This is a genomic window from Amycolatopsis sp. NPDC034160, from assembly GCF_055575355.1.
The window spans coordinates 218106-242976 of sequence record NZ_JBVISU010000003.1; the positions used below are offsets into that span (position 1 = coordinate 218106).

Sequence of the window (24871 nt, forward strand, 5' to 3'; positions counted from 1 at the left end):
GGGCGTCAGCGCGCGGTCGCGGCCAGCACGTCGGCCACTCGCAGTCCGCGCAGTTCCTCGACGGCGGGCATTCGGCCCAGCAGCCGCAATCGTTGCGATTGCGCCTTGCGCACCTTCTCGAACAACCGGCGCGCGTCCCGCGCGTTGCCGAAGTTGACGTCACCGGAGATGAACCGGAAGTGCTCGGTCAGCACCGGAGCGGTGTCGGGATCGAGTTCGTAGTCCCCAGCCGACGCCATCCGCCCGAAGATGGCCAGCAGTTCGTCGGGAGTGTAGTTCTCGAACTCGATCGTCTTGCCGAACCGGGAGGCGAGACCGGGGTTGGCGGCGAGGAAGTCGACCATCTCGCCGGTGTACCCGGCCACGATCACCGCCACCTCGTCACGATGCTCCTCCATCAGCGGCACCAGGGTGTCGATCGCCTCCTGGCCGAAGTCGCCACCGGAACCGGCGAGCCGCGAAAGCGTGTACGCCTCGTCGATGAACAGGACGCCGCCCTTGGCCTCCTCGAACACGCTCGCGGTCTTTTCGGCGGTGTGCCCGATGTACTGCCCGACGAGATCGCGCCTGGACACCTCGCGGAACTGGCCGTCCGGCAGGACTCCCAGCGCCTTCAGCAGTTTCCCGTAGATCCGGGCGACCGTCGTCTTACCGGTGCCTGGCGCGCCCGCGAAGATCAGATGGTGACCGGTGGCGCCGATCGGCAATCCGGCCCGGCGACGCCATTCGTTGACCTGCAACTCGTCGACCAGCGCACGGACCTCTTCCTTCACGCCGGGAAGGCCGATCATCCCGTCGAGCTCGGCGAGCATCTCGTCCAGCGCGCTGTCACCGACGGCGGCCGGATCTGCGGCCTCGGACAGCGTCGGCGTCGCCCCCTCGGCGATCGAGATCCCCGGTTCCGCGGTGTTGGCGACCCGGCACGCGGAAATCTCGCCACCGCAGCCGGAAGCGAACGCGATCCCGGAGCCGCGGGTGTCGGTGACCGTGCACCGCTTGATCACCGGCGCGCCGTGGTGCGCCACGGCGATGCCCTCGTAACCGGTGTGCGCGATCACGCAGCCTTCGATGGTCGGCCGTGCGTACTGGTAGACGTAGAAACCGCGCAGCCCGCAGCCGGTCACCGTGCAGCCGGTCACCACCGGGTCGGCGCCCTGTCCGAGGGTGATCCCGTCTCCCAGCACGTCTTCGACGGTGGTGTCTTCGATCCTGCCGGGCGCACCGTCGACGAGGATCCCCTGCTCCGCGCCCGTGATCACGCTGGCGGTCACGGTGAACGCCGTCGTGCCGCGGATCGCCATCGCCGGCCCGCGACCGCCGGAAAGGGTGCAGCGCTGGACGGTCAGTTCGGTGGCCTCGGCCTCGATCGCGGACGCGCCGTCCGCCAGGATTTCGATCCCCTTCAGGGCAAGCGATCCACCGGTGGCGCGGAAAACGGGTCGGTCGGCGCCCCGGCCGTCGACGACGACGGTCGCGCCGTCCGCCGCGGCCAGCGTCACCCGCAGCCCGGTCAGTTCGACGGTCTCGGCGTATTCACCGCTCGCGATGGTGACGACGGCGCCGTCGGAGGCGTCCGACAAGGCGGCGCCGATGGTCGGATACGCGCCGGGCCGGGGCGCCACCAGCAGGACGCGGCCGGGGGTCGAAGTGGTCATCAGCCCGCCTTGGCCATCAGCCAGCCGCGGTCGACGGCCTTGGCGCCCGCTTGGAACCGGCTCCTGGCGCCCAGCCGGTTCATGATGTCGGCGACCATCCGGCGCACCGTGCGCACCGAGATGCCGAGCCGCGCGGCGGCGGATTCGTCGGTCGTGCCGGAGAAAAGCAGGGTCAGCAGTTCCTGCTCGCGGCAGGTCAGCATCGAGGCGTCCTCGGGTTCCACGAGGTCCAGTGGGACGAGCGGGGCGGCGGCCTGCCAGATTCGCTCGAACAGCCCGACCGTCGCGGTGACCACCCCGGGCAGCCGGAACACCGCGGCACCGGTCTGCCTGCCGTCCGCGGGGAGGACGACCGAGGTCCGGTCGATCACCAGCGCGTCCATCGGGACCTCGGCGTCGGTCCGCACCTCGGCCCCTGCCCTCGAGACCCGGTTGAGCGCACCGGACATCCGCGCGGCGTCGGGGAACAGCACCTTGTACCGCACTCCGGGGCGCACGTTCGCGAGCGCGATCCGCTGGAACGTGGAATCCGTTCCCGCGCTCATGATGAGTACTTCGCTCCTCACGGCCGCGAGGAGCTCGGCCAGTCCGGCCCGGTCACGAGCCGGTTCCGATCCCACGACCAGGCTGAGCCCGCTGGTGTGCACGTTCATGGCGCTGTCCCTCCCTTTCCCCCGCGCGGTACCGCCGACCACGTCCTGTTCATGCCAGTTCCTCCCGTCCGGGCGGCCGGCGATGCCCGACGCGTTAGCGTTCAGGGGCAACCGGGCCGGCGCGGCGGGTCGGTGAAACTGCATGCGTCTACTTTCGCTGTCCGAACATGAGGTTTTGATGACACGGGTGATGGTCGTCGAAGACGACGAGAATCTGCGGCTCGCGCTGGTCACGCAGCTGCGTGCGGCCGGCTTCGCCGTCGACGACGCGGCCGACATCGCGACCGCGGACAGGGTGCTGCGGACGGGCGGCCACGACTGCGTGGTGTTCGACCGGATGCTGCCGGACGGCGACGCGATCGACTACGTCCACATGCGACGGCAGCTGGGCTGGCGGGCGCCGGTGCTGTTCCTCACCGCCCGCGACGCGCTCGCCGACCGGGTCGCGGGGTTCGAGCACGGCGGTGACGACTACCTCGTGAAGCCGTTCGTGATGGCCGAACTGACCGAGCGGGTGAGCAACCTGTGCCGCCGGGCCGCGTTCGACCGGCCGTCGATGTTGCAGTACCAAGACCTGGTGATGGACTGCGCGCGGCGCGAAGTGCGCCGGGCGGGCGTGCTGCTCACCTTGACGAACAAGGAGTACGCCGTGCTCGAATACCTGCTGACCAGGGCGGGACTGCCGGTGCAGCGGGCGGATCTGATCGAGCACTGCTGGGACGCGCAGGCCGATCCGATGTCCAATGTGGTCGACGTGGTGGTGAAGCGGTTGCGCCGTAAACTGAAGGAGCCCGAACTGATCCACGCCGTCCGCGGGCTCGGCTACCGGCTGGGCACCCGATGAACACCCACTCCTCGGCCGATCGGCTGCGCAGGCTGCGCTGGCTGCTGACCGCGTTGTTCACCGTGATGAACACGCTCGGGCTGGTCGTCTTCGCGTGGCTGCTCATCAACGAGGACGGCGATCAGGGCGAGGAACGGATCGACGCCGCGCTGACCCAGGTCACGTCGTCGGTCAGCAGACTGGTCGCCTACGACGGCACCGTGGGCTTCGACCTGGTCAACACCGACGTGCTGAACGATCGCTGCCCGCAGTTCGCGATCCTGCCCGGCAGCGCGCCCGCGTTCCAGCCGCACCTTTCGCGCGCGACCTGCGTCCCGATGAACCCGCAGTTGTTGAACGGCCTCGCCACCGAAGCGGTGCGGACCGGCAAACTGGTGCATGGCCACCAAAAGGCGATGGACGGCCAAGTGGTCAAGGTTCGCGCGGAACCGTTGCGGGACAAGAACGGCAGGACCTTCGCCGCCGTCGTCGCGGTACAGTCCACGGCTGCCGAAGACGACGCGCACACCCAGTTCACCCTGCTGGTGATCGGCGGCACCGTCCTGCTGATCGCGGTCCTCGGTTTCGCGGGCCACCTGCTGTCCGGCCGCTCGATCCGGCCGGCGGCCGCGGCCTTGCAGCAACAGGAGGTCCTGCTCGCCGAAACCGCGCACGACCTCCGCACCCCGGTCGCCGCCCTGCGCGCGCTCGCCGAAACCGCGATGGTCAACCCGGCCCAGTCGGCGGAACTCCTGCCGCGAACCGTCCGGCTCGCCGCGAGAATGGGCGGCATCATCGACGATCTGCTCGTCCGCGCCCGGCTCGCCGCGGGCGTGGAACAGCTGAGCATCCAGCCGATCTGGCTCGACCAGCTGGTGGTGGGCGTGGTCGAGGACAACGCGACCGACAACGCCGAAGTCACCGTCACCGCCGCGCCAACGAAGGTCAACGCCGACCCCGCACTGCTGCAACGCGCGATCGGCAACCTCCTCGACAACGCCGTGCGCTACGGCCGCCAACCGGGCGCGAAGGCGTTCGTGCACCTGACCGTGGCGGGCGGCACCGTGACCGTCGCGGACCACGGCCCCGGCATCGACACCACCATGGCGGACGACGCCTTCGACCGGTTCGCCAGCACCGGCGGGTCTTCCGGGCTCGGGTTGTCCATCGTGCGGTGGGTCGCGCAGGCGCACGGCGGCACACTCGCGGTGTACAACGCCGACGAGGGCGGCGCGATCTTCGAACTGAGGCTTCCGATCAGCACGAACTGAGGCGGGGAGCGGAACCGCTACCGCGGCGGTTCCGCTCCATCGCGAAGCCAGCCGGGAACATGCTCGTCCGCACGCGGGTACCTCCGAAGCTCCTCTTGGAAGAACCGCGCGTCGGGCCGGTGGTCCCAGTCAGGCTCGTCGTACCAGCCGTACTCCGCGCTGAACTTCCCGTTCACCACGAGGTGGAACTTGACGGACGTCCAGGTTCCCTCCCCCGGCTTGTACATGTCACCGCGCAGGCCCGTGAAGAAGGCGACCGCCTCCGGGGGCTCCCACTCGATCGCCTGGCCGAAAACGGTCAGCACCTGAGCGTGCAGCTCCACATAGCCGCCGATCGAACGGAAGTCGACGAAGGCCTGCTGCCAGTCGACCGGCGCGTGCTGCATCAGGTGATCCCGGAACGCGGTGACCACCTCGCCGACCTGTGCCTGGTTCAACGGGAGCAGCTCGGTGACGTCCTTCTCCGGCGGGGCGGGGCGATCCTTCCATTCGGGCAGCTTGTCGAGCAGCCAATCCGGAGTGTGTTCCAGTTCCCTCGCGAAGAGCTTGAGATCCTCCGCATAGTTCGAATCCCCGATTGCCGGATTCCACTCCGGTTCGTAATCGCGGTTGTAGCTGCGGAAGAAGGCCCCCGACGAGTCGAGGGTGAACCTCGCGGAGAACCAGGCGCCGCGCTCCGGCTCACGCCGGTACTGCGCGACACGCAAGCGGGCCAGGGGCCGGTTCAAGTCGACGGGCGGGGCGATCTCGAGCGTGGAACCGTCGTCACGAAGGACGGTCAACGCCAGGTCCTGGACCGGGACGGTCATCCGGCTGATCAGGTCGATGCGGCGCCAGCCCTGTTCCCCGACGAGGTCGACGAGCGCGTTCCCCACCTGCTGTTCCAGCTCGGCCGGATCGTCAGCTCCGGAAGTCCCTGGGCCAGAGTTCGACGTTGTGGTCATTGGGGAAGCTCCTCACGTGGATGGTCGTCCTGCCGTTTTCGTCTACTTCACGCCACCGGACATGGCGTGAGTGCGCGTCGTCCACCCCGCGGTCACGAAGCTCGAAGATATCTTCCCAAACGACATCTCCCGCCTTGTCCTGGCGACGCTCAAGCGCGAAGAAAGTGTCTTTTTTCGGGGTGAGCGGGGTGTTCTTGTTGCCTTGATTCTGTCGGCGCCCTTCGGTGCCCTGGTTGATCGCCTCACCACCACCGCCTCGAGCGGTGCCGCGGTGGTGTCCACCGTCGTCGATGTTCCCGCTCTTGCCGTCGGGCTTCACCTCGATGCCGCCGCTCGCACCGACGCGGCTCTGAGCGGAACCGTCGCGCCGCAAGGTGGAGGCGCCGTCCGGATCCGGCACGCCCGACGTCGCGACGGTGTTGCCCCGGGCATCGGTGCGGTGGAAGGCCGTGCCGTCGTCCACACTGACCACCGCCGACTTCGGCGGCTGGTTGAGGTCCGCGTCGAACGGCTTTCCGGTGTGCACGTGGGTGACCGCCCCGGTGGGCCCGGTCTGGAAAGTGCCGTAAGGAAGACCGTTGTGGTCGACCAGGGTGAACCGGGTGTTCGGCGGCAGATCGGTCCGGTTCGTGAACGGCTCGCCGTGCTTGCCGGTGAACGCCTTCGTCACCTGCTCCCGCTGATGAGGCGCCCAGTCCTCGGTCTTCCCGCCGGTGAACTTCTCGCCCTTCGCGTTGTAGGTGACCTCGTTGTCCGGCTTCGGCCACGTGTGCTCGGGGTCCTTCGCCCGCTTGGTCCCGTAGAAACCGTCTTGGGTGACATCGGCGCCGATCCTGTCGCCGTGCTTGATCTCGGCGTTCGTCCGCCCTCGCTGGCCGGTCTCCGCCTCGACGTGGGTGATCTTCCCGTCCGCGTCGGTGTAGTGGGTCGCGCGTGGTTGCCCGTACTCGTCGGTGACCGTATGTGCCTTGTTAGGCTCCAGCGTCGGGTTTCCGTCCGCGTCCAGTTTGGGGTTCCCGGCGGCGTCGGTGTGCTTCCGGTTGAAGGCTTCGGACTGCCCGACCTCGCGTTCGTGGTGTACCGGTGGACCGATGGTCTCGGGTCGTTCGTACTTCACGCCTGGCTCGGGAATCCCGTCCCCGTCGACGCGGTACTCCTGGTGCATCGGCCCGCGGTCGACCCGGTAGTTGGCGTCACCGAGGCGGTTTACCAGCTCCGGATTCACCCGGCCGGGATGCTGGTCGGTGTCGATCCACTTGACCTTGCCCTCGCCATCGGTCTGGAAAGTGCCCCGAGGACGGCCTTCTTCGTCGACGACGTGGTAGCGGGTGTTCTCGTCCAGTCCCGATCGGTGGCTGAACGGTTCGTCCACCTTGGGTGCCGGGATGTGCTCGTTCGGCACACGCACCGTCTTCGCAGGCCGCCCCGGTGTCTCGACCTCGGCGTTACGCGTGACGTGGTGCTTGCCGTGGATGGTGTCCACCGCTTCCGCGGAAGTCACCGTATGGGTGGTGCCGTCGGCCTTGGTCGCGAACGAGTCCACCCGGTGGCCGACCTGGACGCGGTAATCGGCGTTGCGGGCGGGCCAGGCGACTTCCGCGTTGATGTGGTGCCGGTTGTTCGGCGCCACGGCGTCCACGTGCGTGACCACACTTCGGGAATCGGTGTAGGCGTGACTGCGCACGGTGCCGTCGGGACCGTAGATGTCGTACCGGGTGCGGGGCTCCAGGTTCTCGGCCGACGCGAAGAACGACTCGTTCTCGCCCAGCTTTCTCTGCGCCACTTGGTCGAAATCGGGCTCGTGCCACCTCGTCTGGATCTGCGGATCCAGATCGGGGTCGGGAGCGCGGTGCGGGCCAAGGGGATCCTGGTCGGGGACGCCCGTTTCCTCGCGTGGGGGAGGAGAGTCTCCGGCGTCTCCCCCGTCGTGGTGGCTTCCGCCCGGCGGCACCGGCTCGTCCGGGTTGATGACGGAATGGATGTCCCGCGCCGGGGGCACGTCCCCGTCCGGCGCGCGTGCCGGGCTCGGGTGCTGGGGGTGGTAGCCGCCCCGGGTCGGGGGCTTCGGCAGCCGGAATTGCCGGTCCGGGAACGGGTCGCCCATCGGCATCCTCGAACCCGGACTGCGCGGCCCGAGTTCCGGCCACAGCTCCCCCGTGCTCCAGTGCGAGCGGGTGAGCGGCCGCGGTGTCTCCGGCACGGCCCCACGGGCCGCCGCGGCGGCCGCCGGGGGCGCCTGACCCGCCAACGCGGGCTCGCCTTTCGGGGCGGGCTCAGGAGGTTCGACTTGACGGGGCTTGCCCGCGTCGAGGTCCACGTCGACGAACTCGGTGTCGTGCCGCGGCGCCCGTCCGGGATCACCTTCCGGCAGGGAGTCCGGAGTGGACTTCTTCTCCGGTGCCACCTCCTTGTCCTTCGCGGCGGGGTCCTTCGCGCCGGGGTCCTTCGGGGCGGGTTCCCTGGTGGGATGCGGCGTCGGCGGCTCACTGCTGGGCGTGATGTGGTGCCCCCGTGCCATGTCCTCACCGATGTGCACCAAGCCGAGCACACGCGCCGTCGTGTAGATCACCTTCTGGGTGCGTGTCCGCGGGACGACCGGGGCCGCCGTCGCCCACTCCTGCTGCGCCTTCCGGACGGCTTCCGCTTCCGGGAGCACCGTCGATTCGCGCGTGTGGGCCGGGTCGACCCGGTCGGACATGCGGACTTCACCGGTCTCGGGGTTGATCGTGGCCCTCGGCTGGTCCACGTCCATGGCCCGATGTCCCGCCGCTTCGACATCCCCGTTCGAGGTGTTCGTCCGCTCGTGATGGACGGGCGCCTCGGAGGCGTCGGGCCGGGTGGCTTCGGACGGGTTCTCGGCGCGGGACGCCGGCGAGGACTCTTGCTCGCGGTGCGACGCGGGCGGCGTCTCCTCGTTCGTTTTGGGAGCGGGGGAACCCTGCTCCGTGCCGGTGTGCGGCGTGTCCTTTCCGGACGCGTGGGGCGCGCCCCGCTCCATGGCTTCGCCCACGGAACCGGGCCGGGTCGCGGGCTCCGGGCGGGTCGTGGGCTCGGGCCGGGTCACGGGTTCGGGCCGGGTCACGGGTTCGGGGCGAGTCGAAGGCTCCGGAGTGCGGTCGGGAACCCGCTCTTCCGTCGTCCTGGCAGGTCGCCGCTCGTCGGGTACGTGTTCCGGAGTCCGGTCGCCAGGCGGCCGGTTCGGCGGACGCTCGGGCGTCGGCCCGTCCGGCGTCCGGTCACCTGGCGGATTCGTCGGCGGAGTGTCGTCGGGCGTACGCGGGTTGTGCGGCGGGGGCGGGGTGTCACCAGTGTGCGCCGGCACCCCGGCGGGCGATTGTCCGAGCCCCACCTTCGAGAGCAGCGAATCGACGCCGGGGACCTTGCGGACGGCCTTGGCGGCCAGTTCGGTGCCGGTGGGGATCTTGGTGATCGCCGTCCCCGCCTTTTCGGCGACGCGGCCCACGGCGGCGACCGTGCTGACCTTGCTTCCCGCCGCGGCGGCACCCGCGCCGCGGAGCCCCGCTCCCGCGCCCTTCGTGCCGAGCACGGAGCTGACGATGTTGAAGGTGGCCTTGCCCGCCGCGCGGGACGGGTCCTCGCTCCAGGTGTCCCACGCGACCAGCGCCTTGCCCGCTTCTTTCAGCGTGTCGCCCATGGCGCCGCGTTCGAAACCCGGGATGCCGACGGTCTGGTCGAGCTGCGCCAAACCCGGGGTCGAGTAGGTCGCCACGGCGAGGCCGAACTTGCCCAGTCCTTTCCACGCCGTACCGAACGTGTCCCAGGAGAAGTGCCCGTCGCCATAGCCCGCGAGCGCGGCGAAACCGACGAACATCTCGACGGCGCCTTCACCGATACCGACGAAGAACCCGCCGATTTTTCCCCAGAAGCCCCTCGATTTCGGCTTCTTCGGCGTTTTGGTCTCCTCGCCCACCGGTTTGCCGACCTTGGTCGCGTAGTCGTTCATCAGGGTCGCGATCTGCTGGGCGACTTTGATGGCGAACACCGTCTGCGCCGCCCAGCTGGTGCAGCGGCCGAAAAGCTCGTTGTTGTCGGAAATGTGCTTCCGGATGTCATGCTTCGCCGAGACGATGAGATTCCCGTAGTCGCGGCAGGCCCCGGACAGGCTGGTCATCGCCTCCACCATCTCCTTGACCCCCGATTCGCCGGGCGAACCGTTGTTCAAGGAGTGGATGGCGTAGTAGAGCTCGAAACCGGCGGCGTCCCGCCAGGCCTTGCGCAGTTCCCCGGCGGCGTTGTCGGAAAGCAGGACGGCGTCGTTCAGCGCCTTCGCGGATTCGCCCCATGCCGTGCCCAGATCCCACGCGGCGGTTTCGCTGTCCGACGGCCAGATCGCTTCCCTGGGCTGCCCCCCGTTCGAGACCACCCAGTTCCAGAGATCCCCCTCCGGCTCGACGATGTCGCTCATGACCGCGGCGGCTTCACCGGTTGTACTGGCCGGCGGCGGCACCGTCGGCGGATTGGTAGGCCTGCACCGCCTGGCCGCCGTTGTCCGCCAGTTGCCGGTAGATCCCGGGAATCTGGTCCATGGCGCCGGCCACCGCGGTTTTCGGTGCCGAGTAGAGGGCGGTGAAGGCACGCCCCAGCGGGCCGCCGCCGATCCGCTCGGGGGCGTCGATCTTGCCGCGCTGCAGCAGCCAGGCCGGTTCGAGAGCGTCCCCCGCGGCGCGCAGTCTGTTCAGCTGTCCCGTCGTTTCTTCGGGGGACATGTCGATTTTCCCGGGCCCGCCCTGACCGCCGGTCATCGGCCCCTCCGGTCGAGTTCGTGCAACAGCGGATCGAACCGCAGATCCGTCGTCCCGGGAGTGGCGTCGGCCGGCAGGAAGCCCGCGACTATCCCCATCACCTCTTCCTGGGATCGTTCGACGGCGCGGTGGAAGGTTTCGGTGATTTCCCGTGCCAGCGCGGTCGAATCGGGCGCCCGGTAGATCCGCGGGTCCAGCCATAGTTCGATGAGTTCGCCTGCCCCGCCGACGGTCACGCCGATCAGCCCGTCGTCGGATTCGGCGGTGGCCCGGATCCGGGCCATCCGCGCTTGGGTCGACCGGATGTCCTCGGCCATCCGCCCGTACTCGGCCCGCATGTCCAGCTGAAACGGCGAATCCATGGCACCTCCCCTGTTGGCGTCCTCGCCAGCTTGTCGTCGCCAGGAGCTTCGCGGGGCAACGTGACCTGTTGCTGTCACAGGGACTCGTCTCGCCGCTCCGCGCACGACCATGTGACACGGAGAAAGGAGCCGCCCCGATGACCTTCGACGTGGTCGGCCTGTGCCGCCGGGAACCCGATGCCGACACCCTGGTCTCGGCGATCCGGACCGCGAGCCCGGTGTCCGAAGTGGACGTGGACGAAGACCGGCTGCTCTTCCTGCTGCGGCATCCCGAGGGACGGGTGCTGCTGGCCATCGAGACCGGGCGGCTGGTGCGAGTGCCCGGCGAAGTGCGGCGACTGCTCGGCGTGGAGGTGCCGCCACCGGTGTGGTGGGTCGAGGGGCGTGCCCCAGACGACGACGCCGAAGCGGAGACCGCGGCACGGGAGTTCACCGCCGCCCTGGTCGCCGCGACCGGCGGAATGACGTGGGCGAGCCGATGAGTGCGCATCCGGCCGCCGACCGCGCGACCTCCGAAGCACTCGTCGTCGAACAGTTCCGCGACGTGGTTCCCGCCTCCACCTGGCTGGTCGACGCGGCCAGGACCGCCGTCGACAGCGGACGGGTGCTGCAACTCGTCACCCACTCGCGCGGCGGCCTGACCTTCCCGGCGGAATCCTTGCTCGCCGACGCGCGGGCTGGCTGGGTCGTGCGTGACGACTTCGGTGGGTATCGCGACGGCTTCCTGGGCCTTCCCCTGATCTGGAAAGACGCCCGATTCGTCCCGGACCGAGGCGCGACGATCCCCACCCCGCGAAAGTACGCACCGGGAAGCGGGGATCTCGAAGTCAGGATCACGACGTCGTACCCGGCCGGGGAACCACTCCGGCTCGGCCGGAGTACTGAGATCGCGATGCGGACGCTCACCGGTTCCGGGCCGTTCGGCTGGGGTGTCGCGGAACCGGTCACCGAACCCTGGTCGGTTTCGGACGTCTCCGCCCATTGCCTTGCGCGGCCGCCGCGGGCGGCCTCACTGATCGTCGTCGGAGAAGGCGTGGCGGGACGGCTCCAGGTGTCCCAAGTGGACCAAGACGTCGTCGAGGAACTCCGGCTCAGCGGTCCGGCGGCGGGTTCGGTGGACACCCGCCGGATCGAAGACCTGGCCGCCGAGTGCGCGGGAACGGTGACGCGCCTGGTCGTCGCCGCGCATCCCGGGCGCGTCCACGGCGTGCGTACCTCGACTCCCGCGCCGCCCGCACTGCCCTACGGAGTCCTTTTCGGACACGAACTGGTCTCCGCCTTCGGCGTGGCGCACGCGCACCGGACGCCGGCCGCGCGCGTGAAACTCCTGGGCGCGGGCTTCCGCAAGGCGCTCTGGTGCCGGTTCGACGGCGGTACCTCCGCGCCCTTCGAACAACTCACCGACATCCTTCACCACTACGGCAAGCCCGCCGGGAGCTGAACCAGTGAAACGAAACCAGGTGGCCGCGCTGGCCGCGGTGCTCGCCGTGACAGCTCAGTTCTTCGGAAGCACACCCTCCGCTCAGGCCGCACCCCCGGCGGGCGCCTGTCATACGCCGGAACCGGCGCGCTCCGCCGTACCGGCGCAACCCTGGGCGCAACAGGCCATCGACCCGCGCCGGGCGTGGCCGCACAGCCGGGGCGGCGGGGTGCTCGTCGCCGTGGTCGACTCCGGGGTCGACGCCGATCATCCGCAACTCCAGCGGCCGGGGAAAGTCCTTCCCGGCCGGGACTTCTATCTCGCCGGCAGTTATCCCGGCGCGTTCGACTGCGTGTCCCACGGCACCGGTGTGGCCGCCATAGTGGCCGCGGACCCGGTGGTGGGCATCGGATTCCACGGAGTCGCGCCGGACGCGCGGATCCTGCCGGTGCGGATCAGCGATCGCGACGTCGGCGACCAGGGCGAGGCACTGCGGATCGATCCTTACGTCGTCGCCAACGGGATTCGGTACGCCGCGGACCAGGGCGCCAAGGTGCTGAACCTTTCCCTGGCGGGCCACGAAGACTTCGCCGTCATCCGCGACGCCGTCGCCTACGCGGTCGCGAGGGATGTCCTGGTGGTGGCCGCGGCGGGCAACGCGCAACGGGACGCGACCACCGAAGTGCCGTCGTATCCGGCCTCCTACCCCGGTGTGCTCGCGGTGGGCGCGGTGGACATCGACGGCGCGCGGATCCAGGGTTCCCAGGTGGGCCGGTATGTCGATCTCGTCGCGCCCGGCGCCAAGGTACTGACCGCGACGAGAGTGGCGGGCCACGCTTATGTCGACGGCACGAGTTTCGCCGCCCCGTTCGTCACCGGTACCGCGGCGCTGGTGCGGTCGGCCTGGCCCGGCCTCAGCGCCGCCGAAGTCGCGCAGCGGCTGGTGGCGACGGCGGCCCCGGCCCGCGGCGGCCAGGGCAGTCCCGCTTACGGGGCCGGGCTGGTCGACCCGTACCGGGCGGTGACCGACGGGCTCGATCCGCAGAAACCCGCGACCCTGCCCGCCTTCGTCCCGTCGCCGCCGGATCAGGCGCGGCTCGACCGGGAGGCCGGTGACGAGCGGACGGCGGCGATCGCGAAGTGGCTCACGGTCGCCGCGGTGACCGGAGTCGTGCTGGCCGCGCTGATCGCGGTGATCGCGCCTCGTGGGCGACGCCGGCGCTGGCGGCCCGCCCGCGCCGCCGCCGTGCCGGATCAGCCCGCCGTGGTCGAACCGCCGGAACAGGTCTTCCTGATCTCGGAGCCTTGAGGACCGGCACACCGCGGGCGGATTCACGGTTCCCGGACGCGACGAATCCCCGGAGCGCGAGGCTCCGGGGATTCGTCGTACCCGCGACCCGTCAGCTGAACAAGGCGCTGCACTGCGTGACGCAGTCCTGATAGCCGTCCGCCGTCGTGCTCGTGGCCCTGCCCTGATTCTGGCCACGCTGGATGTCCTCGTCGGCGATCTTGCGGTCCTGCATCACGGCGGCGTACATCTCTTCGTTGTTCTGGCCGCCCCAGAAGTCCTGCGAGCGCAGCGCTTCGTGCCGCTGGTCCTCCAACGACTGTTCGTGCTGGCTCATGGCGTTCTGCAGGCCACCGGCGATGGAGTGGAGGTCGCCGAACCTGGCCGAAATAAGTCCGTCGGACATTTGTCTTCCCCTTCAACCAGTACGGGCTAGATGACCTGAGAAATGACGGTGTTCCCCTGGTCGTCCACGTCGGAGTAGCGGACGGCCGCCTGCGTGATCCCGTCGGCCATGGTGTCGATGTTCTGGGTGTTCGTGGTCCAGCTTCCCTGCCTGTTGAACTCGACGCCCTCGAACGCCTTGTTCGCCTGACCGTTCCAGCCGGAGCTCAACCCCTGGATGCTGCTGAGGCTCGACTGCACCTGGGCGTTGATTTCCTCGCCGATGGACCTGGTCTTCAGGCCGAACGAGGACATCTCGGGCGTCGCGCCGTAGATCTGGTCGTAGCTCATGTCTTTCTCCATTCCACGACATAGGTGATCCCTTACCTCCGCCAAGTTAGTGAGCGATCACGGTGCTTTCCGGTGGTCGGCAGCTTCCTGCCAGCCCGGCCACGGGATCACCGTGGTGGCCGACGATCGATGGCGTGTCGACAGTCGTGGTGAAGCGCCCCCTCCGCAGGCCGGGCCCGGAGATGCCGTCCGGTGAGCTGATCCTTCAGCCGCCGCCGGAGATCCCGCCCCCGCCCGCGCGGCAGTGGGCCCAGGTGCTGATGGTGCTGCCGATGGTGGCGATGACGGCCGGGATGCTGCTGATGTACTCCGGCAGCATGGCGGGGTCGATGCGGTTCGCCATCTACGGGATCATGGGCGTCGGCATGCTCGGCATGGTCGTGATGGGGTTCCTCCAGGGCGGCGGCCCGAGCAAACGGGAAATGGGCCATGCCCGCCGGAAGTACCTGCGGCATCTCGCCCAGCATCGGCTGCGCCTGCGACGTTCGATCCGCAAGCAGCGCGAGGCGATGGAGTACCTCCACCCGGATCCGGCTTCGTTGTGGTCCCTAGCGGGCAGTTACCGGTTGTGGGAGCGCCGCAAGGAGGATCCGGACTTCGGGGTCGCCCGCATCGGGCTGAGCGCGCAGAGTCCGGGAATCACCCTGGTCACGCCCGACACCAAACCGCTCGAAGAACTCGAGCCGCTGTCGGCGCTGGCGCTGCGCCGGTTCATCACCGTTTACTCCACTGTGGACAGACTGCCGATCGCCATCGCGATCAACGGTTTCAGCCGGGTCTATCTCCGTGGTGACCGGAACGCCGCCCTCGGCATGCTGCGCGCGACGCTGAGTCAGCTGGCCACCCTGCATTCTCCCGACGATCTGCGGATCGCGGTCTGCACCGACGACGAGCGCCGCGCGGACTGGGAGTGGACCAAGTGGCTGCCGCACGCGCTGCATCCCGAGCGTTCGGACGCCCTCGGCCCGCTCCGCCTGGTGGCGCCGAGTATCCCGGCCTTGGAATCGATGCTGGAGGAGGAATTGGCCAAGCGGCCCCGGTTCGATCCCGAATCGGACGTCCGGCTGCCCGGACCGCATCTGGTGGTCGTGCTGGACGGCGGCGCGGTCGCCGGGTCCTCCCATCTCATGACCGGGGGCGGCGTCGAAGGGGTGACCGTCGTCGACCTGACCACGATGCCGCCGAGGGCGCTGGACCGGACCACCGTCGTCCTCGCCGTCGACGAAGCCGGCGATCTCCTCAGCGAGACGATCGACGGCGAAGCGCCTCTGGGCAAGGCGGACCGGTTAGGAGCCGTCGCGGCCGAAGGGCTCGCCCGGCAGCTGGCGCCGTTGCGATTGACCGCGGGATTGCGGGGCGAGGCCCCGATGAGCACCGAACTCGGGCTGGCGGAACTGCTGGAACTGGGCGATCCGTACGAATTCGATCCGGCCGACACCTGGGAGCCGAGGCCGAACCGGGACCGGCTCCGGGTCCAGTTCGGCATCCAGGCCGACGGCGCCCCGATCGAACTAGATCTCAAGGAGCCGGCGCAGGATGGCATGGGACCGCACGGCCTGCTGATCGGGGCCACCGGTTCCGGCAAATCCGAGCTGCTGCGCACACTGGTCCTCGCACTGGCGGTCACCCATCCGCCGAGCTCGTTGAATTTCGCGCTGGTCGACTTCAAGGGCGGCGCCACTTTCGCCAGGCTGGAGGCGTTGCCGCACACCAGCGCGGTGATCACGAATCTCGCCGACGAACTGCACCTGGTCGACCGGATGACCGACGCGATCAACGGCGAGCTGATCCGCCGCCAGGAACTGTTGCGGGCGGCGGGCCACTTCGACTCCTTGCGCGAATACGAGAAGGCAAGGGCGGCGGGCGCTCCGCTGCCCGAAGTACCGACTTTGCTGGTGATCTGTGACGAGTTCTCCGAACTGCTGTCCGCCAAGCCCGACTTCATCGACATGTTCGTCCAAATAGGACGGTTGGGGCGCTCGCTCGGCGTACATCTCCTGCTCGCCTCGCAACGCCTCGAAGAAGGCAGGCTGCGGGGCCTGGAAACCCATCTCTCCTACCGGGTCGGGCTCCGTACGTTCTCCGAGATGGAGAGCCGGGCGGTGCTCGGGGTCACCGACGCCTTCAAACTCCCGCGTGCCCCCGGGCACGGCTACCTCAAGGTCGGGACCGAGCAGATGGACCGGTTCCGCTCCGCCTACGTTTCCGGCGTGTACCAGCGTGCCGTCGGCGGTGGCGTGGTCACTACGCCAGGGGAACGCCTGGTGCTGCGGGAGTACACCACCGCCTACGTCGCCGAGGACTTCGCCGTCGAGCCGGAGGAGACCACCGAACCGGACGACGACGCCGTCGGCGAGACCTTGCTGGACATCCTGGTCGACCGGTTGGCCGGGCAGGGCACCCCGGCCCACCAGGTGTGGCTGCCACCGCTGTCGGAGTCGCCGACCCTGGACGCCCTGCTGCCACCGCTGGTCGCGGATCCCGTGCGCGGACTCACCGCCGGGGCGAACGGTTCCCTGCGGCCGGTGCTGGGCATCGTGGACCGGCCGTTCGAACAGCGACGCGACCCGCTGGTTCTGGACCTGACCGGCGCCGCGGGGCACGTACTGGTCATCGGGGCGCCGCAGACCGGGAAGAGCACGGTCCTGCGCACGCTGATCACCAGCCTCGCGCTCACGCACACGCCAAGGGAAGTCCAGTTCTACTGCCTCGATTTCGGTGGCGGGACACTCGCGTCGATCGGCACCCTGCCGCATGTCGCCGGCGTTTCGGGCAGGCTCGACACCGGTGCCGTCCGGCGGACGGTCGCCGAGGTGGCGACGATCCTGGCCCAGCGGGAACGCATGTTCGCCGAGCACCAGATCGACGGCATCGCCACCTATCGCAGGCTGCGGGCCGAAAACCGGTTCCCGGCGGAACGGCACGGCGACGTCTTCCTCGTCATCGACGGCTGGCAGACCCTGCGCAACGACTTCGCCGAACTCGAGGAGACGGTCGGTGACATCGCCGCTCGCGGCCTCTCCTACGGCGTGCACGTCGTGGCCGGCTGCTCGCGTTCGTTCGATCTGCGGATGAACGTGCGGGACCTGTTCGCCAGCAGGCTGGAACTGAAGATCGGCGACCCCATCGACTCCGTGATCGACCGGCGCGCCGCGATGAGCGTCCCCGCCGACGCGCCAGGGCACGGAATCGCCATGAGCGGGCATCAGATGCTGGTCGCGCTGCCCCGGATCGACGGCGTCACCGAGGCGGGCGACCTCGCCGACGGCCTCGGCGCCCTCGTGGAAGCGGTGACGTCGGCTTGGCCCGGCGAGCCCGCGCCTTCGGTCCGGCTGCTGCCCGGAATCCTTCCCTACGAGGAACTTCCCGCCACCGACGGCACGGAGGGCGAAGAGCCGGGACTCGCGGTCGGGATCCACGAACGCGATCTTTCGCCGATGCGGCTCGACTTCGCCACCGACCCGCACTTCTTCGTCCTGGCGGACACCCAGAGCGGCAAGACCTCGTTCCTCCGCGTGCTCGCCAAGCGGATCCAGAAGGCCTACCGGCCCGACGAAGCCCGCGTCATCCTGATCGACCATCGCCGGAGCTTGCTCGGCGAAGTGGGCAAGGAACACCTCCTCGGCTACGGCACCGACGACGAGCGCAGCGGCCGTCTGCTCGCCGAAACCGCCACGGCGCTGAGGAAACGACTTCCCGGCCAGGACGTCACGCCCGAGCAACTGCGGAAGCGGAACTGGTGGCAGGGGCCGGAGATCTTCATCCTCGTCGACGACTACGACATGGTGGCCACGCACAAGGAGCATCCGCTCATGGCGTTGCTGCCGCTGATCGCGCAGGGCTCCGACATCGGCCTGCACGTGGTGCTGGCCCGCCGCACCGGGGGCGCGGGCCGAGGACTTTTCGAGCCTTTCCTCGGCAGGCTCCGGGAAGTCGGTACGCCCGGCCTGATGATGTCCGGCGACCGTGACGAAGGCCCGCTGCTGGGCGGAATGCGGGCGCAGGTCCTGCCGCCGGGACGCGGCTGGCTGGTGGACCGCCGCGGCCAAAAGGACCTCGTGCAGCTCGCCTGGCTGCCCGCGATGACCGAAAACGACCTGAGGAGTGACGATGAGCGGTGACCAGATCAGGGGCGACACAGACGCCATGCGGGAGTTCGCGTCGCGGATCATGGCCAGTATCGAGGCGACCCCGGTCAGCCCCATTTCCCGGATCGAAGAGTCGACACCGTGCCCGGGTGGTCTGGACGACCTCTGCATCCACCTCACGCACGCGGAGAACGCCACCATCCCCGCGGTCCAGACCTTCATCACGGCGGTCGAGCGGGGATTCGCGGCTTACGCCTCCTTCGTCCAGCAGACCGCCACGAACTATCTCCGCGCCGATGAGGCGGGCAGGCAGGAGATCCTGACCGCGTTCGTCACGCGGCCCAAGGACGACCTACCCCCGATCGATCCCCGGTTGCTCGACCCGCGTGCCGGACGGCGCTGAGGAGATCCCATGGCTTCCATCGAAGAGATGTACCAGCGGATCTACGCCGAGGTGCAAGGCCACATCCCCAAACTGGTGAGCACCGCGTGGCTGTGGCGAGAGGCGAGAACCTGGATCGGCGAGCAGGCGAAGCTCCTTCACCAGCAGGCGAATCAGCTCGTCACGCAGGACCGCTGGCCGGACGCGGCCGGACGGCAATTCCTTGCCAGGGTGAACACGGACCTCGCCACCATGAGGTCCTGGACGGACCCGGGCGAAAGGATCACCGTCGGCAAACATGTCACCACGTCGAACGTGTTCGACACCATCAGCGCACTGGACAGCGGGTTATGGGCGGCCCAGCGCGCCGCGGAGCGGCTGGTCATCCACTACAACGGACTGTCCGACGAGGAGAAAGGCAAGCAGCGGCAGGATATCGAGGGGAAGATCGCCGGCGAGATCACCAAGCTCGCTCCGCTGTTCGAGGCCGCGGCGCTGGGCATGAAGGGCGCCGTCGGCGTGGACTGGACAGGCCCGCGGGCCGCCACGTCCCGGCAGGGTCAGCCGGGGCCGGCCACGAACCCCGGGCCCGCCTCGAACGCTGCTCCCGCCTCGGCTTCTCCCAATGCCGCACCGTCACCCACCGATCCGCGACCGAAAGAGCCCACGCCGAACGAAAAAGAAGCACCCGAGGCGACGGATCCGCTCAAGGACGCCCTTGAAGCCGCGCCTGGTGCTTTGGACGCGCTGAGTCAGGCGATGCAGTCGGCACAACAACTCTTGGGCGGCGGATCGGGCTCACCGAGCCCGCTGCCACTCGACCCGGTCGATCCGCTCGGCCCTGGCGACCCGCTCTCGTCCCCTTTGACGGCGGCGGAGCAGCTCGCGCGGATCGGCGACGGCGCTTCGGGCCTACCGAGTCTCGCCGGAGGTGGTGTGGGCCCCGTCGGTGGTTCCGCCGGTGTGGGTGGGGGGCCGGGCTCTCCGGCCGTGCCGGTCAGCCCCACTTCACCCGGAGGCACCGGCAGCACCGCCTTCCCGCCGGTGACTTCGTTGTCCACCACGGGTTCCAGCGGCGCGAGCGCCTCCGGCAGCCCGGGCGCGATGCCACCGGCGCAACAGCAACCACAGCACGGCGGAGCGAGGACCGGAGGCGGGATCAAACCCGGCGCCGCCGAACACGCCGCCACCGGACGGTCCCGCGACCGCAAACCCGGTACGACGCCGGGAGTTTCGCTGCCGGGCCGGTCCGGACGCGGCCGTCCCGTCCAGCGCGCCACCGAACCGGCTCCCGCGCCCCGGCGCTGGGACCGCGAGAACGACACGGTCCAGCTGCTCGACGAAGAGCTGTGGCAGGTCGACCAGGAAGACAGTGGTCCGCGCTACCGCGCCGGACAGTGAGGAGGGGTAGATGCCCGATCAAATCAACGCGGATACCGAGTCGATGAGCGCGTATTCGAGCAAGCTCACCGCCCCGGAGATGCCGCCGTCACTCGCCCGGCTGGGGACACCGGTGAATGTGGCCGGTCTCTTCGAAGGTATCGCGATGTCGGTGCTCGACAAGGCCGCCACCGCGAGTATGGCCGCGTTCATGACGAAGATGACGGAGGAGATGGTCACCGACTCGACGAAGGTCAAAACCGCCGCGCTCACCTACAGCGCGGCGGATGTCACCAGCGCCCTCGCCCTGGCCACGTCCGCCACCAAGGTGCTCAAACAGGGCATCGACCTGGTCAAGCAGACGGCCGGTTCCGGGCAACAGCAACCGTCCACCACCGAAGAACCGGCCGACCGGCCCGCGGGCGACGCCCCGCAGAGCGTGGTCTGAGGAGCTGATCATGGCTGTTCCCTACAATCTGCTGCCGATCGAGGCACATCTGGCGATGATCACCGCCGAGCAGGCCAACATCGCGGTCCTCACCGACGCGGCGCGTATGTGGACCGAATCCCGCGCTTGGATCGAAAACGCCACGACCGAATTGCACACTCGGGTGAACGAGCTGTCGCCGACCTGGCAGGACGACGCCGGCCGTGCCCACGAAGAAAAGGCCCAGCGCTCGCTCGCCGAACTCCGGTTCTGGGGTGAGCGCATCGATCTGGCCCAGCCCGCCGAAACCCTGACGACGCTCGCGAGCGGCATCCAGGAGACCCTGCAGGAAGTGGCGGTGCTGCACGGGAAGTACCTGGAGGCGTTGTCCACCCCGTTCACCGCGTGGGCCGCTCCGCTCTTCCAGCAAGCGTCGGGCGCGCGGATGACCGCGCTCGGCGCGCAGTTCGACATGTCGATGCTCAAGGTCGTTGCGGCATCCGGGATCCAGCAGCCCGATCACCTGATGCCCGAGATGCCGCAGGCCTCCGCGGAAGGGAACTCCCCCGCCGACTTCATCAAGGCTGCCGAGGCGGGAATGAACGCGCTTTCGGAGGTGCAGGGACTGGCCGAATCGGCCGGTGTCGGCGGCGGTACCCTCCCGGACGTCAAGCTGCCGGACATTCCCGGCTATGACGGATCTTCCGGTATCTCGCTGGCCGGGCTCGCACCGCTGCCGACCGCGGCGGGCGCGGTCCCCGCCCTCGGTGTGCTGCCCGGAGGTTCGGGGGCACCGCCGGTGCCGACGGGATTGCTCGGCGGTATCGGCGCGGCGGGCGGGCTGAGCGGGCTCCCGGTGGCGGCCAAGCCGGTCGGGACGAAGAAGGCACCCAGCCTGGCGTCCGAAATTCAGCCGGGGGTCGCGACGACCTCCGGCACGAAGGCCGCGGCCGGCCCGATGTCGCCGATGTCACCGCCGCACGCCGGTGGGCAGAACACGGCGAGCACGCTTCGCCCGTCGTCCAAGGACCAACCGACGGGACGGAATGGCTCTTCGCGTCGGGCTTCCTCCGGGAAGAGCGACGGTGTTCCGGCGAAGCTGCGCGGCCGGGCCGCCAACGGCACGCAGGACGCCGGGTTCACACTGCCGCACGGACGGCGCTGAGCCGAAGTACGTGAAGGAGGGGGCATTCCCGCTGCCGGGCGAGCAGCGCGGTCGGGAGCCGGTCATGTCCCCGACCCATGTCGTGAAAGCCACTTTCGGGACACCACATGTCCCGAAAGTGGCTTTCGCGACACAGTTGGGGAGATCTCCGCCCCAGCGTCGAAGCGCGATGTCCTGAAGGGCCCCGTCGAGACCTTCAACGTCTCAACGGGGCCCTTCAGGACACGCCACGTTCGAGTTACCTCTCAAACCCCAATCGCCACTCACGACCTCGTTCCGAGAGAGCGAGGTCATGAGTGGCGTTTCGGGTTATTGAGAAGAACGACAACCGTGTCATGGTTGCGGGCGAGCCTGTTCGTCGGGGTGAGGGACAGGGCGAAGGCGTAACACGCGTGCTCAGAGACGGAACTCGCGTGCCTGAACCCCGCACTCGGGTGGTGATGGGGGTTAGGATGTGTGCTTTTCAGGTCTCACGCGAGTACGGCGCCACGTCACCCAAGCCACCATCCCGCCCGTGCAGGTGGTCGTGAGTGGCGATTCGGGTTAGAACCCGAATCGCCACTCACGACCTCTGTCAGCCGCCGAGGGTCTGGCGCCGTGCGGCAGCGGGGTCGAGGCTCGGGCCTTCGGGCAGGCGCGCGACCAACCCGGCAGGAAGCCGCACCGGACGCGCCGACGGGTAGCCGAGCATCTTCAGTACTTCCGGCGAGGCCAGCGGATAGCGGCGCCCCATGTCGGTCACGACGGTGAGCGTTCCCACTGCCGCGGAAGGCGAAGGCATCGCCTCGACGACGATCGCGCTGCCCGACGGCACGTGGACGCGGTCCGCGAGCGGGGTCCCGGCGGCGGTCCGGCGGGCGGTGGTGGACATCGGATCCGCGGGCGGCAGGGCGGGATCGACGGTCAAGGAAGGTGCCGCGGCAGAGTCGCCGAAGGTGGCGCACACCGTGGCGTCCTGGTCGCGCAGGCGCGCGATCACCGGCCGGGCTGGCGGAGCCGCGCCCGCATCGGCCTGGATCGGGTCCAGTTGCCGCGACATGGTCGCCAACGACGGCGGCAGCGGCACGGTTTTCGGTTCGGTACCGGGATAGGCGGCCATCATCTGGGCGCTCGCGCGCTGGACGTCGTACTGCAGTTCGGTGATGGGCCGCAGGGCGTCTCGTTCGGCGAGGTAGTACTGCCGTCCGCCGCCGGAGGTCTGGACCACCAGCAGCATCCCGTTGCGGATGTCGGTCCGGCCCGGCACCGCGGTGGACGTCTCCCCTGCCGCGGCAACGGGAAGCGGGCCGATCGGCGTGCCTTCCGGGAGGACGTCGAGCCACGCCCGGCCGACGCGCGCCCACGGTTCGGCGGTGAGCGCGAGGCCGGTCCCGACGGCGCCGTAGTCGTTGATCTTGTGCCGGTGCCCGCGCCACACCAGGAACCGGTCGCCGGTCGACGTCGATTCCACCAGCAGCGCCTGATCCCCCAGTTCCGCGCCGCCGGACGGCGACGCGCCCGCCAGCAGGACCGACTCCTCGATCCGGCTGCCCGCCAGATCGCTCGCGGGTGCGGAGCACAGCGACCACGAGCCGGTGAGCAGTTTTTCGGGGCCGGGCAAGGCGTCCGGCGCGTCGGCGATGCCGATCCGGGGTCCGCGCGGGACTCCGGCGAGCGAATCGCGCGAAACCCGTTCGGTGGTGCCGTGCTGACCGAGCAGCAGCAACGCCGACGTGTAGTTGGCGACGGGGTGCAGTCTGCCGTCCAGGTGGACGTATCTGGTGCCGGTCTCCTTTTCCACGATGACCGCGGAGTCCTTGCGCCAGGCGTTGTTCCCGCCAGGCACGATCATCCCGTACACCCCGACGCACGCCAGTGCCACGATCGCCAGCGCGACACCGGCGAACGCGGCTCCCGACGGGCGGCGGAACGGTGGCTGCTCCGGGTCGGTCTCCCTGGTGACGAGCGCGGAAATCGCGCGCTGCACCAGGAATTGGTACGCCTGCAGTTGATCTCGTTTGGAAGCCACGGTTTCAGCCCCCCAGTCCGCGTACGTAGCCGTACAGACCGAGCACCGAACACGCCACCGGCACGATGGCGAGCGTCACCAGGATTTCGAAGTACTCGGCGATCCGGCCGAGATACGGGTTCGCGGCGCGTGTGCTCAGCACGACGCCGGACGCGACCACGGCGGCGGCCACCGCCAGTGACAGCGGTCCGGCCAGGACGAGCAGCAGCGAACGGTCCGCCATGAGCGGACCGGCCAGCAGGCACCCGGCGCCGAAGAGCCCGGTCGCCAGCAGGAGAAGCCGCTGCCGCAGGATCGGGTACAACCGCGCCCGTACCAGGAATCCGGCCGCGAGCAGGGCCACGAGGACGACCGCCGCCTCGCTGTCGCTGCGGATCAACCGCAGCTGGCAGTACATGACGACGATCGCCGCACCGCCCAGCATTCCGGTGAGCAGCGCGTCCGCTCTGGCCACGGCGGCGTGCACGAGATCGAGCGGTGGCTGGGGATCGTCGCGGACGAGGTCCGCGGTCGAGCGCGGCAGCACCGGCATCGGCACCCGGCCGAGCCGCAGGGCCAGCGGCGCGAACGTGGTCGAGAGCACGAGAACGCCGCCGCCGATCACGGCCGCCGAACGATAGCCCGCGAGGTCGTCGAACGTGGCCAGCCAGCCGCCGAGCACGCCGAGCAGGCCGACGGTGGCCGCCCCCGCGAACAGTTCCGGCGCGGCGGTCACCCCCAGGTGACCGACGACGGCGGCGAGCAGCAGCGTCGCGCTCGCCAGCAGCAGATGACCGGCGGACAACGCGCCGATGGGATCATCGCCGGCCAGCAGCAGACCGCCGCCGGTGAAGGCGAACGGAAGCGCGACGGCGGCGAGTACCGCCCCGGCCCCGGCGTCGCGGAGTGCCCGTGCGAGCAGGACACCCGCGGCCAGCAACAGCGCGGAAACCGCCAGGGCCCAAGCCGCCGGGGACGTCCAGGGCGGCCCGGCACGCAGTACCGCGACCAGACCGAAGAGCATCGCCAGCGCACCGGTGGCCAGCCCGGCGTGGCGCGTATGCCGCGGCCCCCAGGCCTTGCCGGTGCGGCCGGAACCGGTGGCGATCGCGTCCACGAGGTCGTCGTACTCGGGCTCCGGCCATTCGGCGCGGCGCGGTGTCAGATGGAGGATCTCCCCGTCCCGGACGCGGTGCGCGCCCAGCGTCCGGTCCAGATCGAAAGCGGTCCCGTCGGCGCGGCGCAACTGCCAGCCGCCGCCGGCGACGCCGTCGTCGGCAAGACTCGCCCCCACCCCTGACCCCTCCCCCGCCCGCGCGAGCAGGCCGGGGAGGATTTCGGCGACGGACGCGTGTTCCGGCAGCGCCATGTCGATGCGCCGGTGCGGAGTGGTGATGGTGACCCTGACCAGGCCGGCAGTCTGCATGGGAAAAGGGTCCGCCGCCGACCGCCCCGGCGGGCCGCTTCGGCAGGAACCTGCCGCCGGGAAAGTGCGCCGAAAGCGGCCTTCTTGCGCGACAATGGAGCC

Annotated in this window: 20 protein-coding genes; 10 read left to right on the plus strand and 10 right to left on the minus strand. The window is 69.6% G+C overall.

Translation table 11 applies throughout. The features are described 5' to 3' along the window. Positions 1–5: 5 nt before the first annotated feature. Positions 6–1655 carry a right-handed parallel beta-helix repeat-containing protein gene (locus ACZ54P_RS09475; RefSeq protein WP_465461060.1) on the minus strand — a complete coding sequence of 550 codons (1650 nt, stop codon included), beginning with the start codon at positions 1653–1655 and terminating at the stop codon, positions 6–8. Beyond that, on the minus strand, positions 1655–2308 hold the full coding sequence (locus ACZ54P_RS09480) for a helix-turn-helix transcriptional regulator (protein WP_465461061.1): 654 nt from the start codon (positions 2306–2308) through the stop codon (positions 1655–1657). The genes ACZ54P_RS09475 and ACZ54P_RS09480 overlap by 1 nt, the downstream gene beginning before the upstream one ends. 178 nt (positions 2309–2486) lie before the next feature. On the opposite strand from ACZ54P_RS09480, the gene ACZ54P_RS09485 reads away from it, so the two are divergent. Together ACZ54P_RS09485 and ACZ54P_RS09490 are read left to right on the plus strand one after the other, a co-directional pair. Continuing rightward, positions 2487–3152, plus strand: coding sequence for a response regulator transcription factor (locus tag ACZ54P_RS09485; RefSeq protein WP_465461062.1), 666 nt, complete (start codon positions 2487–2489; stop codon positions 3150–3152). Beyond that, entirely contained in the window at positions 3149–4402 is a 1254-nt protein-coding gene (locus ACZ54P_RS09490) for a sensor histidine kinase (protein ID WP_465461063.1), read from the plus strand. Before ACZ54P_RS09485 ends, ACZ54P_RS09490 begins: the two co-directional genes overlap by 4 nt. Positions 4403–4419: 17 nt before the next feature. Here the strand turns inward: ACZ54P_RS09490 and ACZ54P_RS09495 are convergent, their stop codons facing one another. From ACZ54P_RS09495 to ACZ54P_RS09510, 4 genes are read right to left on the minus strand one after another with little or no spacing between them, the layout of a single operon-like run. Then, on the minus strand, positions 4420–5346 hold the full coding sequence (locus ACZ54P_RS09495; RefSeq protein ID WP_465461064.1) for a hypothetical protein: 927 nt from the start codon (positions 5344–5346) through the stop codon (positions 4420–4422). Continuing rightward, positions 5303–9772 carry a WXG100-like domain-containing protein gene (locus tag ACZ54P_RS09500; protein ID WP_465461065.1) on the minus strand — a complete coding sequence of 1490 codons (4470 nt, stop codon included), beginning with the start codon at positions 9770–9772 and terminating at the stop codon, positions 5303–5305. Before ACZ54P_RS09500 ends, ACZ54P_RS09495 begins: the two co-directional genes overlap by 44 nt. A 13-nt stretch (positions 9773–9785) precedes the next feature. Next, the gene (locus tag ACZ54P_RS09505; RefSeq protein WP_465461066.1) at positions 9786–10073 is read right to left on the minus strand and encodes a hypothetical protein; all 288 of its coding nucleotides are present in this window, start codon (positions 10071–10073) and stop codon (positions 9786–9788) included. Positions 10074–10105: 32 nt separating this feature from the next. Continuing rightward, entirely contained in the window at positions 10106–10471 is a 366-nt protein-coding gene (locus ACZ54P_RS09510; RefSeq protein ID WP_465461067.1) for a YbaB/EbfC family nucleoid-associated protein, read from the minus strand. A gap of 137 nt (positions 10472–10608) precedes the next feature. Between ACZ54P_RS09510 and ACZ54P_RS09515 the strand changes: the two genes are divergently transcribed. Genes ACZ54P_RS09515 through mycP form a run of 3 tightly spaced genes read left to right on the plus strand, consistent with a single transcriptional unit; the run spans position 10609 to position 13200 of the window. Beyond that, positions 10609–10953, plus strand: a complete 345-nt coding sequence (locus ACZ54P_RS09515) for a hypothetical protein (RefSeq protein ID WP_465461068.1) — start codon at positions 10609–10611, stop codon at positions 10951–10953. Further along, positions 10950–11912 (plus strand): DUF6177 family protein, encoded by a 963-nt coding sequence (locus ACZ54P_RS09520; RefSeq protein WP_465461069.1) that lies wholly within the window; start codon positions 10950–10952, stop codon positions 11910–11912. The genes ACZ54P_RS09515 and ACZ54P_RS09520 overlap by 4 nt, the downstream gene beginning before the upstream one ends. A 4-nt stretch (positions 11913–11916) precedes the next feature. Next, positions 11917–13200, plus strand: coding sequence for a type VII secretion-associated serine protease mycosin (gene mycP / locus ACZ54P_RS09525; protein WP_465461070.1), 1284 nt, complete (start codon positions 11917–11919; stop codon positions 13198–13200). A gap of 91 nt (positions 13201–13291) precedes the next feature. On the opposite strand, the gene ACZ54P_RS09530 is transcribed toward mycP, so the two are convergent. Next, the gene (locus tag ACZ54P_RS09530; protein ID WP_465461071.1) at positions 13292–13585 is read right to left on the minus strand and encodes a hypothetical protein; all 294 of its coding nucleotides are present in this window, start codon (positions 13583–13585) and stop codon (positions 13292–13294) included. Positions 13586–13611: 26 nt separating this feature from the next. Beyond that, the gene (locus tag ACZ54P_RS09535) at positions 13612–13914 is read right to left on the minus strand and encodes a WXG100 family type VII secretion target (protein ID WP_465461072.1); all 303 of its coding nucleotides are present in this window, start codon (positions 13912–13914) and stop codon (positions 13612–13614) included. Positions 13915–14048: 134 nt separating this feature from the next. Here ACZ54P_RS09535 and eccCa point away from each other — a divergent pair, with 134 nt between their 5' ends. From eccCa to ACZ54P_RS09560, 5 genes are read left to right on the plus strand one after another with little or no spacing between them, the layout of a single operon-like run. After that, entirely contained in the window at positions 14049–18035 is a 3987-nt protein-coding gene (gene eccCa, locus ACZ54P_RS09540) for a type VII secretion protein EccCa (protein ID WP_465461073.1), read from the plus strand. Beyond that, complete coding sequence (locus tag ACZ54P_RS09545) at positions 18025–18405, plus strand: hypothetical protein (RefSeq protein ID WP_465461074.1); 381 nt, start codon at positions 18025–18027, stop codon at positions 18403–18405. The genes eccCa and ACZ54P_RS09545 overlap by 11 nt, the downstream gene beginning before the upstream one ends. Before the next feature lie 9 nt (positions 18406–18414). Next, the gene (locus tag ACZ54P_RS09550) at positions 18415–19785 is read left to right on the plus strand and encodes a hypothetical protein (protein ID WP_465461075.1); all 1371 of its coding nucleotides are present in this window, start codon (positions 18415–18417) and stop codon (positions 19783–19785) included. Between the two features lie 10 nt (positions 19786–19795). Beyond that, a complete protein-coding gene (locus ACZ54P_RS09555) occupies positions 19796–20212 on the plus strand; it encodes a hypothetical protein (protein ID WP_465461076.1) in 417 nt (138 codons plus the stop codon). 10 nt (positions 20213–20222) lie between these two features. Beyond that, positions 20223–21356, plus strand: coding sequence for a hypothetical protein (locus ACZ54P_RS09560; protein ID WP_465461077.1), 1134 nt, complete (start codon positions 20223–20225; stop codon positions 21354–21356). 574 nt (positions 21357–21930) lie between these two features. On the opposite strand, the gene eccB is transcribed toward ACZ54P_RS09560, so the two are convergent. Both eccB and eccD read right to left on the minus strand, forming a co-directional pair. After that, positions 21931–23364, minus strand: a complete 1434-nt coding sequence (gene eccB, locus ACZ54P_RS09565) for a type VII secretion protein EccB (protein ID WP_465461078.1) — start codon at positions 23362–23364, stop codon at positions 21931–21933. Positions 23365–23368: 4 nt separating this feature from the next. Next, positions 23369–24769: a type VII secretion integral membrane protein EccD gene (gene eccD, locus ACZ54P_RS09570; RefSeq protein ID WP_465461079.1), complete on the minus strand. Its 1401-nt coding sequence runs from the start codon at positions 24767–24769 to the stop codon at positions 23369–23371. Between the last annotated feature and the right edge of the window lie 102 nt (positions 24770–24871).

What these genes read in the sequence shown, in the direction of transcription:
- ACZ54P_RS09480 (WP_465461061.1), bottom strand. Translation starts at nt 2,308, where the DNA reads ATGAACGTGCACACCAGCGGGCTCAGCCTGGTCGTGGGATCGGAACCG.
- ACZ54P_RS09495 (WP_465461064.1), bottom strand. Translation starts at nt 5,346, where the DNA reads ATGACCACAACGTCGAACTCTGGCCCAGGGACTTCCGGAGCTGACGAT.
- ACZ54P_RS09485 (WP_465461062.1), top strand. Translation starts at nt 2,487, where the DNA reads ATGACACGGGTGATGGTCGTCGAAGACGACGAGAATCTGCGGCTCGCG.
- ACZ54P_RS09510 (WP_465461067.1), bottom strand. Translation starts at nt 10,471, where the DNA reads ATGGATTCGCCGTTTCAGCTGGACATGCGGGCCGAGTACGGGCGGATG.
- ACZ54P_RS09490 (WP_465461063.1), top strand. Translation starts at nt 3,149, where the DNA reads ATGAACACCCACTCCTCGGCCGATCGGCTGCGCAGGCTGCGCTGGCTG.
- ACZ54P_RS09505 (WP_465461066.1), bottom strand. Translation starts at nt 10,073, where the DNA reads ATGTCCCCCGAAGAAACGACGGGACAGCTGAACAGACTGCGCGCCGCG.
- ACZ54P_RS09535 (WP_465461072.1), bottom strand. Translation starts at nt 13,914, where the DNA reads ATGAGCTACGACCAGATCTACGGCGCGACGCCCGAGATGTCCTCGTTC.
- ACZ54P_RS09555 (WP_465461076.1), top strand. Translation starts at nt 19,796, where the DNA reads ATGCCCGATCAAATCAACGCGGATACCGAGTCGATGAGCGCGTATTCG.
- eccD (WP_465461079.1), bottom strand. Translation starts at nt 24,769, where the DNA reads ATGCAGACTGCCGGCCTGGTCAGGGTCACCATCACCACTCCGCACCGG.
- ACZ54P_RS09475 (WP_465461060.1), bottom strand. Translation starts at nt 1,655, where the DNA reads ATGACCACTTCGACCCCCGGCCGCGTCCTGCTGGTGGCGCCCCGGCCC.
- ACZ54P_RS09560 (WP_465461077.1), top strand. Translation starts at nt 20,223, where the DNA reads ATGGCTGTTCCCTACAATCTGCTGCCGATCGAGGCACATCTGGCGATG.
- ACZ54P_RS09550 (WP_465461075.1), top strand. Translation starts at nt 18,415, where the DNA reads ATGGCTTCCATCGAAGAGATGTACCAGCGGATCTACGCCGAGGTGCAA.
- ACZ54P_RS09530 (WP_465461071.1), bottom strand. Translation starts at nt 13,585, where the DNA reads ATGTCCGACGGACTTATTTCGGCCAGGTTCGGCGACCTCCACTCCATC.
- ACZ54P_RS09520 (WP_465461069.1), top strand. Translation starts at nt 10,950, where the DNA reads ATGAGTGCGCATCCGGCCGCCGACCGCGCGACCTCCGAAGCACTCGTC.
- ACZ54P_RS09515 (WP_465461068.1), top strand. Translation starts at nt 10,609, where the DNA reads ATGACCTTCGACGTGGTCGGCCTGTGCCGCCGGGAACCCGATGCCGAC.
- ACZ54P_RS09500 (WP_465461065.1), bottom strand. Translation starts at nt 9,772, where the DNA reads ATGAGCGACATCGTCGAGCCGGAGGGGGATCTCTGGAACTGGGTGGTC.
- ACZ54P_RS09545 (WP_465461074.1), top strand. Translation starts at nt 18,025, where the DNA reads ATGAGCGGTGACCAGATCAGGGGCGACACAGACGCCATGCGGGAGTTC.